Source organism: Rhodophyticola sp. SM2404 (genome assembly GCF_053570515.1).
The window spans coordinates 112,290-125,076 of record NZ_JBSEDL010000001.1; the positions used below are offsets into that span (position 1 = coordinate 112,290).

The window sequence follows — 12,787 nt, forward strand, 5'->3', positions numbered from 1 at the left end:
AATATTCGTTATCGCAATGGCCATATTGCGTTGGAATTTGGTTGCGGAGTGGTATCCGCCGCGAGTACCCCATCTGACTGTCGCAATTTGTTAAATGTTAGGGCGCAGATAAGAAGGCTCCACCCCGAGATAGGCTAGGGGTGGAGTAGTGAAAAAACTAAAGGCTATGTTTCGCGCTGCCGCGCTTAAACTTGGCGCTCGACCATCATCTTTTTGATTTGCGTGATTGCCTTGGCGGGGTTCAAACCCTTGGGGCAGGTCTTGGCGCAGTTCATGATGGTGTGGCAGCGATAGAGTTTGAACGGGTCTTCCAGCTCGTCCAGACGCTCGCCGGTGGCTTCATCGCGGCTGTCGATGATCCAGCGATAGGCATGCAGCAGGGCTGCTGGCCCGAGATAGCGGTCACCGTTCCACCAATAGCTGGGGCAGGAGGTGGAGCAGCAGGCGCACATGACGCATTCATAGAGACCATCGAGCTTTTCACGGTCATCAATCGACTGGCGCCATTCCTTTTCGGGGCGCTGTGTCTTGGTCTCGAGCCATGGCATGATCGAGGCATGCTGCGCATAGAAATGCGTCAGGTCTGGGATCAGGTCTTTGACCACAGGCATATGGGGCAGGGGGTAGATTTTTACGTCGCCCTTGATCTCATCCATCCCGTAAATACAGGCCAAGGTGTTGATCCCGTCGATATTCATCGCGCAGGACCCACAGATACCTTCGCGGCAGGAGCGGCGGAAGGTCAGGGTTGGGTCGATCTCGTTCTTGATCTTGATCAGCGCGTCCAGAACCATCGGGCCGCAGGTGTCCATATCAACCCAATAGGTATCAACCGAAGGGTTCTGGCCGTCATCGGGGTTCCAGCGATAGATCTGGAACTTGCGCAGATTATTTGCGCCCGCTGGTTTCGGCCAGGTTTTTCCGGTCTTGATCCGAGAGTTCTTCGGTAGAGTAAATTCTGCCATGGTCTTCTCCGTCTCGATCTGCCCCTGTCAAAGCGACAGGGGGCGTGTGGGCGCAGTGCCCGTCATTTGGGTGTAACAGGATTGATAGACCTCATGCGGGTCACGCCCTGCGAGGTAATCGGTGGAAATACTGATAGAGGCGCCCGTGCGCGTGCCGCCCGAGCCTGTGCCAATGCTGAAGGTGCCAGTGGGCCCGAGGGCCGCGCGGGCCCGCTCGGAGCAGGTGGCATAGGCGCGCTCAGGCGAGGCGGGGCCGCAACCTGCGAGCACCAAGCCTGCCGCAATCACCAAGAACATCGTGGCTTCACTGGTCATGCCGCGATCTCCTCAAGCCAAGCGCTTGGGTGGTCTTCATATCCAAGGCTCACCAAGGCATCGCCAAATTCCGTGGCATAGGTTTCGGCCACGGCGCGGGGAAGCTCGGTTTTCCAGCGCTGTGGTTTGCCTGACTGAATATGAGTGTCGAGGTCCTGCTGTGTAAAGCCTGCATGCTTCATCGGGCCAAACAGGCTGCGTTCGACAAAGATTTTACGGCCCAAAGCGGCCTCCTCAGCGGAGAGGCCAAGAAACCGCAAGATATCTTGGAACAAGCTGCCATCGGTATCGGTGATCAGGGCTTCATAGGTGACTTCTGCGCAGGTATCGCGGGTGTAATCCCATGCCAGCATTTCAGCCACGGTTTGCGCATGTTTGCCGCGCATCTCGAACAAAAGGCGGTCTTCGTCGGATGCCAGCCAATTCAGATGCTCCTGATAGCTGCGCCCGTCCAGTGATGGGATCGGCTTTGATAGAAACTGTTCCCGCGCTGGATCAATCTGGCGGTGATAGCTCATGCCAGAGAGCAGCACATCACGCGGATCGCGGATCAGATGCAGAAAGCGGGCATCGGCCCTGCGCAGCAAACGGTTCGTGAAATTCGACGACCATTGCATAATGATGCTGCGGTCATCCTGCAGGGTTGGTTTGATACCCGCCTCGCCCAAGGAGCCGCCAACGCCATAGGGCAGGCCAAGCTCTTCCGCGAGTTTGCGGAACACCCATCGCATCCAAAGGGTGCCTGTTTTGTGATGTGTGCCGACGCAAATAATTCGGGGGGCGATGGCCTGATCGACCACCGCATCCTCGAAATCTTCTGTGGGCACCGCGATCACCACCTGACCTTAGTAGACGCGCGCCTTGGGCGCGATCTTCTTGAGGTCAATGCCACCATCTTCCACCTTGGTCAGCGGGTCGAGATGGACGGGGCGATAGGACAGATCTGTCTTGGCGCCATCCACAACGGCAAGGCTGTGCTTGCGCCACGTCTTGTCGTCGCGATCAGGGTAATCCTCATGGGCATGCGCCCCGCGGCTTTCCTTGCGCGCCTCGGCCGAGACGATGGTGGCCATCGCATTGGGCATCAGGTTGGTCAGCTCAAGCGTTTCCATCAAATCCGAGTTCCAGATCAGGGAGCGGTCGGTGACCTTGATGTCATCCATCTTGGCGGCGACAGCTTCCATTTTCTTGACGCCCTCGCCCAAGGTCTTGTCGGTGCGGAACACGGCCGCATCGGCTTGCATGTTGCGCTGCATTTCAAGGCGCAGCTCGGCCGTGGCTGTGGTGCCGTTTGCGTGGCGCAACCCGTCAAACCTTGCGACGGCCTTGTCGAGGCTGGCTTGGTTGAGCGGCTGGTTGGCCGTGCTTGGGTCAACCACTTGCCCTGCCTTGATCGCGGCGGCGCGGCCAAAGACCACAAGGTCGATCAAGGAGTTCGAGCCGAGGCGGTTGGCCCCATGCACCGAGGCACAGCCCGCTTCACCCACAGCCATCAAGCCCGGAACAATTGCGTCAGGGTCTTTCGCGGTTGGGTTCAGGACTTCGCCCCAATAATTGGTTGGAATACCGCCCATATTGTAATGCACGGTTGGCAAAACAGGGATCGGTTCCTTGGTCAGATCGACGCCTGCGAAAATGCGCGCGCTTTCCGAGATGCCGGGAAGGCGCAGGGCCAATGTCTCGGGCGGCAGGTGGTTGAGGTGGAGGTAAATATGGTCTCCGTCCTTGCCCACACCACGGCCCTCACGGATTTCCATGGTCATGCAACGGCTGACCACATCGCGTGAGGCGAGGTCTTTATAGGTTGGCGCGTAGCGCTCCATGAAGCGCTCACCTTCGGAATTGGTCAGGTAGCCGCCTTCACCGCGCGCACCCTCAGTAATCAGGCAGCCCGCACCGTAAATGCCAGTGGGGTGGAACTGAACAAATTCCATATCCTGAAGCGGGAGCCCTTGGCGCGCGACCATGCCGCCACCATCGCCTGTGCAGGTATGGGCCGAGGTTGCCGAGAAATAGGCGCGGCCATAACCGCCCGTGGCCAGAACGACCATCTTGGCATTGAACGCATGCAGCGTGCCGTCATCAAGTTTCCAAGCCAGAACGCCTTGGCATTGGCCATCGTCCGACATGATCAGATCGGTTGCGAAATACTCGATATAGAATTCCGCGTTATTCTTGAGCGACTGGCCATAAAGCGTGTGCAACATGGCGTGGCCCGTGCGGTCAGCCGCCGCGCAGGTGCGTTGAACGGGCGGGCCTTCGCCAAACTCGGTTGTGTGCCCGCCAAAGGGACGCTGGTAAATTTTGCCCTCTTCGGTGCGCGAGAAAGGCACGCCGTAATGCTCAAGCTCATAAACCGCCTTGGGGGCCTCACGGGCGAGATATTCCATCGCATCCGTATCACCGAGCCAGTCCGACCCTTTCACGGTGTCATACATATGCCATTGCCAGTTATCAGGGCCCATATTGGACAGCGATGCTGCAATACCACCTTGGGCCGCAACTGTGTGCGAACGGGTGGGGAAAACCTTGGTCACACAGGCTGTTTTCAGCCCTTGTTCCGCCAAGCCGAGGGTCGCGCGCAAACCTGCGCCGCCCGCACCGACTACGATGGCGTCATAATTGTGATGGGTGATGTCATAGGAAGCGGTCATTTTTTGGTCTGCTCCAGTTGTCTCAAAGCGCGATCATCGCCAGCGCGATGAGGCCAGCGGCCATCATCCCGTAGCTAACGAGGGTCATTACAAGGATCGAGATTTTGCGGGCGAGGCCATGCACATAATCTTCAATGAGCACCTGCACGCCGAGACGGAAATGATGAAGGCCGACGATCAGCATCAATGCTGTCACGACGGCGCGGAAGGGGTGGGACAGGGCTGCAATAACCTCGTCATGCGGCTCGCCCAGAAGTGGTCCGAAGGAGAACAGGAATAGCGGAGTCAGCACCAACAGGGCCACCGAAGTCACGGTCATGACCCAGAAATGATGCGTTCCGGTCCGTGAGGAGCCTAGGCCTTCGACGCGTTTGCGGTCGGTTGCGAATTTCATATGCCTACCTCCTCAAATCGCGATGACGGTCAGGAAGGTGAGGGCGACCGAACCAATCAGCATGCCCCACCCCATTTTGTCAGCTGTTTCAACATCCAGCCCGCGGCCGGTGTCCCATATCAGGTGACGTAGTCCGCCAAGCGCGTGATACCACAGGCCGAGCACCGATAATGTCATTACAATATCGCCGACAAAGGATGTCAGGATGCCATCTGCCATTTCGAAATAGGCGGCATTGGTTGCAGCGGCGGTCAGCCACCAGATGATCAGAAGCGCGGTAACGAGCATCGCATTGCCCGTGATGCGGTTCAGAATCGAAGTCATGGAGTTCAGCTGCGGGCGGTAGATCTGCAGATGGGGCGACAGGGGACGATTGCCCCGATTAACGTCTGCCATGGCGGACACCCTTTCAGGTTATGCTTGGTCTGGAATACTTTATAACGCCAATCCATAGCGAGTTTTAAACCTCTGTCACGTGTTCAGGGGTGATTTTAGACAAAATTCTTGGGTCCAAACGCCGCAGTTTGCCGTTTGTGATCACGAAAATAAAACGTGTGATCACATTATGAGGCATCCAGATTGGATGAGGCGCGGGGGACCCATTGAAAGGTTTTCAGGCTCGCCACCGCTTGGCAGCGGGCAAGGCATTACAGTGGCATCAAGGCCCAATAATCCAAATCAAGCAGAACATGGGGCAGGTATTTGCCATCCTCACCCTTCAATACGCCAGCTTGTCCCGCTTGGGTGACGGCCACCAAGCGCAAGCGGATCGCACCAACGCCAGGGGCTGTGGTTGGCGCTTTATCAAGCACCTCGGACCAAGCCCGAACCGTATCACCTGCAAAACAGGGGTTGGCATGCGCCCCGCCATTCACCCCGACGATACATTGCGCATTGGCCAGCCCGTTGAAACTGAGCGCGCGTGCCATCGAGATCACGTGGCCGCCATAAATCAACCGTTTGCCATCAGGCCTGTTGGTTGCATCAAAATGGGTTTTGGCAGTGTTCTGCCAAAGCCGCGTGGCCATCATATGTTCGGCATCTTCAATGGTGACGCCATCCACATGGTCAATAACTTCGCCAATCGCGTAATCTGCAAAGCGGTGCGGCTCGCCTGATTGGGTGAAGTCATAGCCCGAGAAATCGATCCCCTCGGGCAGGGTCAATTGATCGGGCGTCAAGGCAGAGGCAAGTTCGGGCACAACCGTTTCGGGGGCGGGCGCGGAAAGGTCTTTCTTGCGGACCATCACCCAACGGCAGAACTCCATAACCTTGGCGCCATGTTGATTGGTGCCTGTCGTGCGAACATAGACAACGCCTGTCTTTCCCGAAGAGTTTTCCTTGAGGCCTATCACCTCCGACGAGGAGCGCAGCGTATCTCCGGGATAGACCGGATGCAGCCAGCGCGCCTCGGCATAGCCAAGATTGGCGACAGCATTGAGCGAAATATCGGGAACGGATTTTCCGAAAACGATATGAAAAGCAGCCAGATCATCAATCGGGCTTTGCGGCAGACCGCAGGCGCGCGCAAACTCATCCGAGGAATAGAGCGCGTGGCGCGCAGGGTAGAGCGCATGGTAGATCGCGCGCTCCCCGCCCGAGATGGTGCGGGGAACGGCATGTTCAAAGACCTGCCCGAGGCTGTAACCCTCAAAGAAATTGCCTGAGCTTGTCTTGCTTGCCATCGTTATTGCGCCCCCAGTTTCATGTCGGGGGAATATTCCGCCTCGACATCCTTTGTCACAGCCTGCCCGCAGCGCATCACACCGCGTGCTGAATCGAACGCATATGTCGGGGTGCCATATAGCTCCCAACCTTTGCTGAGCGCCTCGGAGACTTTGTGGCAGAAGGCCGAGGTGTCATCCTCGGTCAATAGGCGATAGATTTTCATGTGATTATCCGAAAACTGGGTATCCAAGAAGCCCGTGAATATAGCCGACCAGCCCCATCACAACGACAGCGACGCCCAAGGCGATAATATCGTTCTTGACCGAGGCATTGGCGGGACGCTCCCATTCAGGCTCGGCTCTTTTGATCTTGATGACGGAGAAAACGGCCCAAGCCAGCAATCCGCCGAACAAGATCAGCGATGCGAGGTCGCCATTCACCAGCAAATGCGCAATCGCCCATGTCTTGAGGGCGGTAAGCTGTTTATGCCTGATCCGCGCCGACATGGTTCCTGGAATGGCCGAGAGGGCGAAGAACCAGAATGCAATCAGCATCAGCAGGTTGTTGACGTGGTTGAGGAATTGCGGCGGGTTCCAGAGTTGGACGACAGGGGCCGCGCGATATCCGATCACCATCAAGATGATGCCTGAAAACATCGCGATTGTGACGATTATTCTTCCTGAATTGCCCATTTCTGCACGGCGCGCGGGCGCGAGGCGTTTGAACAAATGGGCGAGGGCGAAAACCGCCACGCCGAGGATTAGTAAGGGATAGCCCATCAGACAGACTCCAGTTCTGCAATTGCTTCAGCTTTCGCGAGCGTGGCGCGTGCAGTCTCGATGTGCAAGTTTTCAACGATGTTGCCATCGACAACGGCAACGGCCTGCCCTTGCGCGATGGCTGTCTCATAGGCGCTAATCTGGCGACGCGCGAGGTCGATCTCGGCATTGGACGGGGCAAAGGCCTGATTGGCAATCTCAAGCTGCGCGGGGTGGATCAGGGTTTTGCCATCCATCCCCCAGTCGCGCCCTTCCACGCATTCGGCGCGCAGGCCGTCTTCGTCTTTGAAGGCGTTGAACACTCCGTCGATGCAAAGAATGCCATAGGCCCGTGCCGCAAGCAGGCAATGTTGCAAGGCCGTTAGCATCGCAGCGCGATTGCGCGCGCCCAAATCCTTGGCCAGATCATTGGTTCCCATCACAAAGCCTTCCATGCGCGGCGCCCCCGCGATTTCGGCAGCATTCAGGATACCTTGAGGTGTTTCCATCATCGCCCAGATTTTAGTGTCTTTTGCGGCAGGATATGCATCAAGCAGGCGGGCCAATGCCTCGATATCCTTGGCGTTGTTCACCTTGGGAAGCAGGATCGCCTCGGGTCCTACCGCTGCATTGCTTGCCAGATCATCCGCACCCCATTCGGTATCAAGCGCGTTGATCCGCACAAGCTGCGCACGCGGCGCGAACCCACCAAGCGTGAGCGTTTCAGCAAGCAAGGCCCGCGCATTCGGCTTTTCGTCAGGGGCCACGGCATCTTCGAGATCGAAAATAATCGCATCGGTTGGCAACCCCTTGGCTTTTTCCAAGGCGCGCTCTTTCGAGGCGGGGATATAAAGAACCGAGCGATAGGGGCGTGAGGTCAAAGCCATGAAGGATGGGCCTTTTATAGAGAGTATTCGTGTTGCGCTGCAGAAAGCACATCAATGCGCGCGAACGCAAGTTCCAATTTTGTGGATTTTTGCGAAATATTATGTCGCACACATTTTCAGGCCAGCCCGTCCCAAATCAGCTTGAGGCCTGTCAGCACCAACATCACATAGGTCAGCCCAAAGAAAAGCCGCTCAGGGATGAGGTGATGCGCACGCACGCCTATATAGGTGCCAAGCAGGGCAAACGGGGCTAGCAAAGTGGCGGTTCCTAGGATTTGCCATGAAAAAATGCCGATCATCGCATAGACCACGAATTTCATCATATTGATGATCCAGAACACGATGACAGTGCTGGCCTGATAGCTGGTTTTGCCAATCCCCTCCTGCGAGAGCATGAAAACAGCCATGGGCGGGCCGCCGGCATGGCTGATGAAACTGGTGAAGCCCGCTGCAATTCCTGCCAGAAATCCGCTGCGCGCATTAAAAGCGCGGGGTTTGGGGGAAAGCCAGCCGCGCGCACGGGCCAGTTGGAAGATGGGGAAGCCAAGGGCGACGGCACCGATCAGAACGCGAATGAAATCAGCCGATACAACCGTGAACAGAGCCGCGCCAAGCGCCGTTCCGGGAATGCCGCCGAGGATAAGAACCTTAACCGAAGGCGCATGCCATTTACCCCAATAAGGCTTGAGGGATGCCACATCGATCAGCATCAAAAGCGGCAACATAAGCGCCAAAGCAATAGCGGGTTCGATGACAATTGCGAGAATCGCGGAGCTGGCAAAAGCCACGCCTGAGCCGAATCCGCCCTTGGAAATTCCCGCCAAAAGCACAGCAATGGCCGCAATTACCCAGACCCAGCCTTCAAGCATGGTTTTATCCCTTTGGCTATTTTGCTCTGTTTTACAAGGTTTTGACAGCGTTGCTAGCGCCAACTGTGCCATTGCTTTGCTCAGGCTTCTCTTGCACGAACGCTGCACTGCGGCTAGGCCTCGCTCGATAATCAACACCGGATCCGGAGACACATCTCATGGCCAGACCCAAGATTGCACTTATTGGCGCAGGACAGATTGGCGGCACACTCGCTCATCTCGCCGCGCTCAAGGAACTGGGCGACGTCGTCCTTTTCGACATCGCTGATGGCACCCCGCAAGGTAAAGCCCTCGACATCGCCGAATCCGGCCCGTCCGAGAAATTCGACGCCAAGCTGAAGGGCACGACCTCCTATGCGGATATCGCAGGCGCCGATGTCTGCATCGTAACCGCAGGTGTTCCACGCAAGCCCGGCATGAGCCGTGACGACCTTTTGGGCATCAACCTGAAGGTTATGAAATCGGTCGGCGAAGGCATCCGTGATCATGCGCCCAATGCATTCGTGATCTGCATCACCAACCCGCTTGATGCGATGGTATGGGCGCTGCGCGAATTCTCGGGCCTGCCGCATAACATGGTCTGCGGCATGGCGGGTGTTCTCGACTCTGCCCGTTTCCGTCATTTCCTTGCCGAAGAATTCGACGTGTCGATGAAAGACGTCACAGCCTTCGTTCTGGGCGGCCATGGTGACACGATGGTGCCTTCTGTGCGCTATTCGACAGTTGCGGGTATTCCTTTGCCTGACCTGATCGAGATGGGCTGGACCACGCAGGACAAGCTTGATGCAATTGTTCAGCGCACCCGTGATGGCGGTGCCGAGATCGTCGGGCTGCTGAAAACAGGCTCGGCGTTTTATGCGCCTGCGACATCCGCGATCGAAATGGCGGAAGCTTTCCTCAAGGATCAAAAGCGCGTGCTGCCTTGTGCGGCCTATTGCGAGGGCCAGTTTGGCCTGAAGTCGATGTATGTTGGTGTGCCAACAGTGATCGGCGCAGGCGGTATCGAGCGTATCGTCGAGATCAAGCTGACCAAGGACGAGCAATCCATGTTCGACAACTCGGTCGAAGCGGTCAAAGGCCTTGTGGATGCGTGTAAAGCGATTGACCCAAGCCTGAGCTGATCACGCTTGATCGGAAGAATTCGGAAAACGCGCTCCTAATCAGGGGCGCGTTTTTTGTTCTGCGGCTTGACGGAAATGGGTGTGGTTTGCCCGAACCTGCTCACAAGCATGCCGAATGTGCATCGGCCTTTCGGTTGGGGCAGGGTTCGGAGTGAGGTATTGGCCACCGAATTTATGTTCTGGATCGTTGGTCAAGCAACCCAGAGGTGAGTCGCCCGCCCCTTGGATGGGCTGGGAGGTGGGGTACTTACGGGAATATTAAGGCCAAAAATTTGTGATCACACCTTTTTCAACTGTGATCACAAATGTAGGAATTTTCGCCAAAAGCTATAATCTGCGATAAATATCCGTTTATTATCGTGATGAACTCGTGCTTAGACACATTTGAACGACACCAAAACGGGACAGTTTCATGAACATTCATGAATACCAGGCGAAGGCATTGCTTCGCCAATATGGCGCTCCGGTCAGTGATGGCCGCGTCGTAATGAAAGCTGAAGAAGCCAAAACAGCAGCAGGTGAGATGGACGGCCCTCTCTGGGTTGTGAAAGCTCAGATCCATGCTGGCGGTCGCGGCAAGGGTTCCTTTAAGGAGGCCGATGCAGGCGAAAAGGGCGGCGTGCGCCTCACCAAATCGGTTGAGGAAGCAGCCCAAGAGGCCAAGAAGATGCTTGGCCGCACGCTTGTGACGCATCAGACGGGTCCTGCGGGCAAGCAGGTTAACCGCATCTATATCGAAGACGGCTCGGGCATTGAGCGCGAATTGTATCTCGCACTTCTGGTTGATCGCCAGACAAGCCGCGTGTCTTTCGTATGTTCCACAGAAGGTGGCATGGATATCGAAGAGGTCGCCGCGTCGACACCTGAGAAAATCCTCAGCTTCAGTGTTGATCCCGCGTCCGGCTATCAGGCGTTCCATGGTCGCCGCGTCGCTTTCTCCCTCGGGCTGGAAGGCAAGCAGGTCAAAGAATGTGTGGCTTTGATGGGCCTTCTCTATAAAGCCTTCGTCGAGAAGGACATGGAGATGTTGGAAATCAATCCGCTGATCGTCACCGATGAGGGTAGCCTCAAGGTGCTGGACGCCAAGGTTGGTTTTGACGGCAACGCGGTCTACCGCCATGCCGATATCGCAGCCCTTCGTGACGAAACGGAAGAAGACCCCAAAGAACTCGCCGCGTCGAAATTCGACCTCAACTATATCGCCTTGGATGGCGAGATCGGTTGCATGGTGAATGGTGCGGGTCTGGCGATGGCGACGATGGATATCATCAAGCTGTACGGGGCCGAGCCTGCGAACTTCCTTGATGTTGGCGGCGGCGCGACCAAAGAGAAGGTGACCGAGGCTTTCAAGATCATCACCAGTGATCCGAACGTTAAAGGCATCCTCGTGAATATCTTTGGCGGCATCATGCGCTGTGACATCATCGCCGAGGGCGTGATTGCTGCCGTGCAGGAGATCGGGCTTGAGGTGCCGCTTGTTGTGCGCCTTGAAGGTACGAATGTTGAGAAGGGCAAGGAGATCATCCGCAGCTCTGGCCTCAATGTGATTGCCGCCGATGACCTCAAGGACGGTGCCGAAAAGATCGTGAAAGCGGTTAAAGGGTAACGGCCTATGGCGCGCCTCATGAACCAGCGTACACAGACAATGGCAAAAGCGGCCCCCAGCCAGTCGCATCCCTCTCGGGGGATCGGGCTGTGGGCGGCGCTGCATCTTGTAGCGATTGCCGTGTTTGTGCTGTTGGCCTTGGGGCAAGCCCGTGCCGAAGCATCACAGACCGTCACCCAGAATGTGGCCGAGCAAGCTGTGCAACGTTTTGCGCAGAATTGCTTTAGCCCTTTTCTGACCGCCGATCTGGCGCAGGAGCGTTTGGCGATGGACGAGGTTCGGATCGATTTCTACGATCTCAGGCCCTTCTCCAATGTCGAGATTTCCCCTGCCACTGGTCGTGCGGTAACCGCTGGAACCGACCGTCGCTGCGAGATTGCTTTCGATGGCTCCTTTGCGGCGCTGGCTGCTGAGGCCGCGATTGGCGGTCTGGCTGCGGAAGGCATCGTGATGCAAGCCCCTTTACCTGACACCTACACTCCGCTTGCGGGCACCGAGCTTCTCGCCGCCCGTCAGCTTAACCCGAACCGCGTTGCCGTGGTCCATGCGGGCACGCGCCCGTATCAGGACGGCACCGAGACTTTCATCTTTGTGGAACGGCTGACGCCGTCCGACGAATAACAAACAGAGGAACAGGCACATGGCCGTACTCGTTGACGAGAATACCAAAGTGATCTGCCAAGGCTTTACCGGCAGCCAAGGCACCTTCCATTCCGAGCAAGCCATTGCTTATGGCACGAAGATGGTTGGTGGTGTGACGCCAGGCAAAGGTGGTCAAACCCATCTGGACCTGCCCGTGTTCAACTCGGTCCATGAGGCCAAGCATGTCACCGAAGCAAACGCATCGGTGATCTATGTGCCGCCCCCCTTCGCGGCTGACTCGATCCTTGAAGCGATTGACGCCGAGATGGAGCTGATCATCTGCATCACCGAAGGCATTCCTGTGCTGGACATGATGAAGGTGAAGCGCGCCCTCGAAGGGTCGAAATCACGCCTGATCGGGCCAAACTGCCCTGGCGTTATCACACCTGATGCCTGCAAAATCGGCATTATGCCTGGCCATATCCACAAGCGTGGCTCGGTCGGTGTTGTGTCGCGTTCGGGCACGCTGACCTATGAGGCGGTAAAGCAGACATCGGATTCAGGCCTTGGCCAATCCACGGCTGTCGGCATCGGAGGCGACCCCATCAAGGGCACCGAGCATATCGACGTCTTGGAGATGTTCCTTGCTGATCCAGAGACGCAAAGCATCATCATGATCGGTGAGATCGGTGGCTCGGCTGAAGAAGAAGCTGCACAGTTCTTGGCTGATGAGCGCAAGAAGGGCCGCTGGAAGCCAACCGCTGGCTTCATCGCGGGCCGCACGGCCCCTCCCGGTCGCCGCATGGGCCATGCTGGTGCGATCGTTGCAGGCGGCAAAGGTGGTGCAGAAGACAAGATCGAAGCGATGAAATCCGCAGGGATCGTGGTGGCAGAAAGCCCCGCATCGCTTGGTGAGGCTGTCCTCAAAGCTATTGGCTAAATCAAACACACCCGCGCGGGGATGGCTT

15 protein-coding genes are annotated in these 12,787 nt (G+C 56.9%); 4 read left to right on the forward strand and 11 right to left on the reverse strand.

Features of this window, described 5'->3' with window-relative positions; genetic code table 11:
- Positions 1 to 185 precede the first annotated feature (185 nt).
- From ACTYEO_RS00555 to ACTYEO_RS00605, 11 genes are all read right to left on the reverse strand, one after another.
- Positions 186 to 965, reverse strand: coding sequence for a succinate dehydrogenase iron-sulfur subunit (locus ACTYEO_RS00555; protein ID WP_449321763.1), 780 nt, complete (start codon positions 963 to 965; stop codon positions 186 to 188).
- A 27-nt stretch (positions 966 to 992) separates the two neighbouring features.
- Positions 993 to 1,280 carry a hypothetical protein gene (locus ACTYEO_RS00560; RefSeq protein ID WP_449321764.1) on the reverse strand — a complete coding sequence of 96 codons (288 nt, stop codon included), beginning with the start codon at positions 1,278 to 1,280 and terminating at the stop codon, positions 993 to 995.
- A complete protein-coding gene (locus tag ACTYEO_RS00565) occupies positions 1,277 to 2,116 on the reverse strand; it encodes a sulfotransferase domain-containing protein (RefSeq protein ID WP_449321765.1) in 840 nt (279 codons plus the stop codon). Before ACTYEO_RS00565 ends, ACTYEO_RS00560 begins: the two co-directional genes overlap by 4 nt.
- A 9-nt stretch (positions 2,117 to 2,125) precedes the next feature.
- Positions 2,126 to 3,934 carry a succinate dehydrogenase flavoprotein subunit gene (gene sdhA, locus ACTYEO_RS00570; protein ID WP_449321766.1) on the reverse strand — a complete coding sequence of 603 codons (1,809 nt, stop codon included), beginning with the start codon at positions 3,932 to 3,934 and terminating at the stop codon, positions 2,126 to 2,128.
- A 22-nt stretch (positions 3,935 to 3,956) separates the two neighbouring features.
- Positions 3,957 to 4,328, reverse strand: a complete 372-nt coding sequence (gene sdhD / locus ACTYEO_RS00575) for a succinate dehydrogenase, hydrophobic membrane anchor protein (protein ID WP_449321767.1) — start codon at positions 4,326 to 4,328, stop codon at positions 3,957 to 3,959.
- Between the two features lie 12 nt (positions 4,329 to 4,340).
- The gene (gene sdhC / locus ACTYEO_RS00580; protein ID WP_449321768.1) at positions 4,341 to 4,724 is read right to left on the reverse strand and encodes a succinate dehydrogenase, cytochrome b556 subunit; all 384 of its coding nucleotides are present in this window, start codon (positions 4,722 to 4,724) and stop codon (positions 4,341 to 4,343) included.
- Positions 4,725 to 4,975: 251 nt separating this feature from the next.
- Positions 4,976 to 6,013: a MaoC family dehydratase gene (locus tag ACTYEO_RS00585; RefSeq protein WP_449321769.1), complete on the reverse strand. Its 1,038-nt coding sequence runs from the start codon at positions 6,011 to 6,013 to the stop codon at positions 4,976 to 4,978.
- 2 nt (positions 6,014 to 6,015) lie between these two features.
- Complete coding sequence (locus ACTYEO_RS00590) at positions 6,016 to 6,219, reverse strand: DUF1737 domain-containing protein (RefSeq protein ID WP_449321770.1); 204 nt, start codon at positions 6,217 to 6,219, stop codon at positions 6,016 to 6,018.
- A gap of 4 nt (positions 6,220 to 6,223) precedes the next feature.
- A complete protein-coding gene (locus ACTYEO_RS00595) occupies positions 6,224 to 6,775 on the reverse strand; it encodes an NnrU family protein (protein ID WP_449321771.1) in 552 nt (183 codons plus the stop codon).
- Positions 6,775 to 7,641: an HpcH/HpaI aldolase/citrate lyase family protein gene (locus ACTYEO_RS00600; protein ID WP_449321772.1), complete on the reverse strand. Its 867-nt coding sequence runs from the start codon at positions 7,639 to 7,641 to the stop codon at positions 6,775 to 6,777. Before ACTYEO_RS00600 ends, ACTYEO_RS00595 begins: the two co-directional genes overlap by 1 nt.
- Before the next feature lie 116 nt (positions 7,642 to 7,757).
- On the reverse strand, positions 7,758 to 8,510 hold the full coding sequence (locus ACTYEO_RS00605) for a sulfite exporter TauE/SafE family protein (protein WP_449321773.1): 753 nt from the start codon (positions 8,508 to 8,510) through the stop codon (positions 7,758 to 7,760).
- 158 nt (positions 8,511 to 8,668) lie between these two features.
- On the opposite strand from ACTYEO_RS00605, the gene mdh reads away from it, so the two are divergent.
- The 4 genes from mdh to sucD all read left to right on the forward strand — a co-directional run bounded on the left by mdh (position 8,669) and on the right by sucD (position 12,759).
- Complete coding sequence (mdh, locus tag ACTYEO_RS00610) at positions 8,669 to 9,631, forward strand: malate dehydrogenase (RefSeq protein ID WP_449321774.1); 963 nt, start codon at positions 8,669 to 8,671, stop codon at positions 9,629 to 9,631.
- A 412-nt stretch (positions 9,632 to 10,043) separates the two neighbouring features.
- Entirely contained in the window at positions 10,044 to 11,237 is a 1,194-nt protein-coding gene (sucC, locus tag ACTYEO_RS00615; RefSeq protein WP_449321775.1) for an ADP-forming succinate--CoA ligase subunit beta, read from the forward strand.
- An 18-nt stretch (positions 11,238 to 11,255) separates the two neighbouring features.
- Positions 11,256 to 11,858, forward strand: coding sequence for a succinyl-CoA synthetase subunit beta (locus tag ACTYEO_RS00620; RefSeq protein WP_449321776.1), 603 nt, complete (start codon positions 11,256 to 11,258; stop codon positions 11,856 to 11,858).
- Positions 11,859 to 11,877: 19 nt separating this feature from the next.
- Positions 11,878 to 12,759, forward strand: coding sequence for a succinate--CoA ligase subunit alpha (sucD, locus tag ACTYEO_RS00625; protein WP_449321777.1), 882 nt, complete (start codon positions 11,878 to 11,880; stop codon positions 12,757 to 12,759).
- Positions 12,760 to 12,787 lie beyond the last annotated feature (28 nt).

What these genes read in the sequence shown, in the direction of transcription:
- ACTYEO_RS00585 (WP_449321769.1), bottom strand. Translation starts at nt 6,013, where the DNA reads ATGGCAAGCAAGACAAGCTCAGGCAATTTCTTTGAGGGTTACAGCCTC.
- ACTYEO_RS00555 (WP_449321763.1), bottom strand. Translation starts at nt 965, where the DNA reads ATGGCAGAATTTACTCTACCGAAGAACTCTCGGATCAAGACCGGAAAA.
- mdh (WP_449321774.1), top strand. Translation starts at nt 8,669, where the DNA reads ATGGCCAGACCCAAGATTGCACTTATTGGCGCAGGACAGATTGGCGGC.
- sdhD (WP_449321767.1), bottom strand. Translation starts at nt 4,328, where the DNA reads ATGAAATTCGCAACCGACCGCAAACGCGTCGAAGGCCTAGGCTCCTCA.
- sucC (WP_449321775.1), top strand. Translation starts at nt 10,044, where the DNA reads ATGAACATTCATGAATACCAGGCGAAGGCATTGCTTCGCCAATATGGC.
- sdhC (WP_449321768.1), bottom strand. Translation starts at nt 4,724, where the DNA reads ATGGCAGACGTTAATCGGGGCAATCGTCCCCTGTCGCCCCATCTGCAG.
- sucD (WP_449321777.1), top strand. Translation starts at nt 11,878, where the DNA reads ATGGCCGTACTCGTTGACGAGAATACCAAAGTGATCTGCCAAGGCTTT.
- sdhA (WP_449321766.1), bottom strand. Translation starts at nt 3,934, where the DNA reads ATGACCGCTTCCTATGACATCACCCATCACAATTATGACGCCATCGTA.
- ACTYEO_RS00600 (WP_449321772.1), bottom strand. Translation starts at nt 7,641, where the DNA reads ATGGCTTTGACCTCACGCCCCTATCGCTCGGTTCTTTATATCCCCGCC.
- ACTYEO_RS00620 (WP_449321776.1), top strand. Translation starts at nt 11,256, where the DNA reads ATGAACCAGCGTACACAGACAATGGCAAAAGCGGCCCCCAGCCAGTCG.
- ACTYEO_RS00595 (WP_449321771.1), bottom strand. Translation starts at nt 6,775, where the DNA reads ATGGGCTATCCCTTACTAATCCTCGGCGTGGCGGTTTTCGCCCTCGCC.
- ACTYEO_RS00560 (WP_449321764.1), bottom strand. Translation starts at nt 1,280, where the DNA reads ATGACCAGTGAAGCCACGATGTTCTTGGTGATTGCGGCAGGCTTGGTG.
- ACTYEO_RS00590 (WP_449321770.1), bottom strand. Translation starts at nt 6,219, where the DNA reads ATGAAAATCTATCGCCTATTGACCGAGGATGACACCTCGGCCTTCTGC.
- ACTYEO_RS00605 (WP_449321773.1), bottom strand. Translation starts at nt 8,510, where the DNA reads ATGCTTGAAGGCTGGGTCTGGGTAATTGCGGCCATTGCTGTGCTTTTG.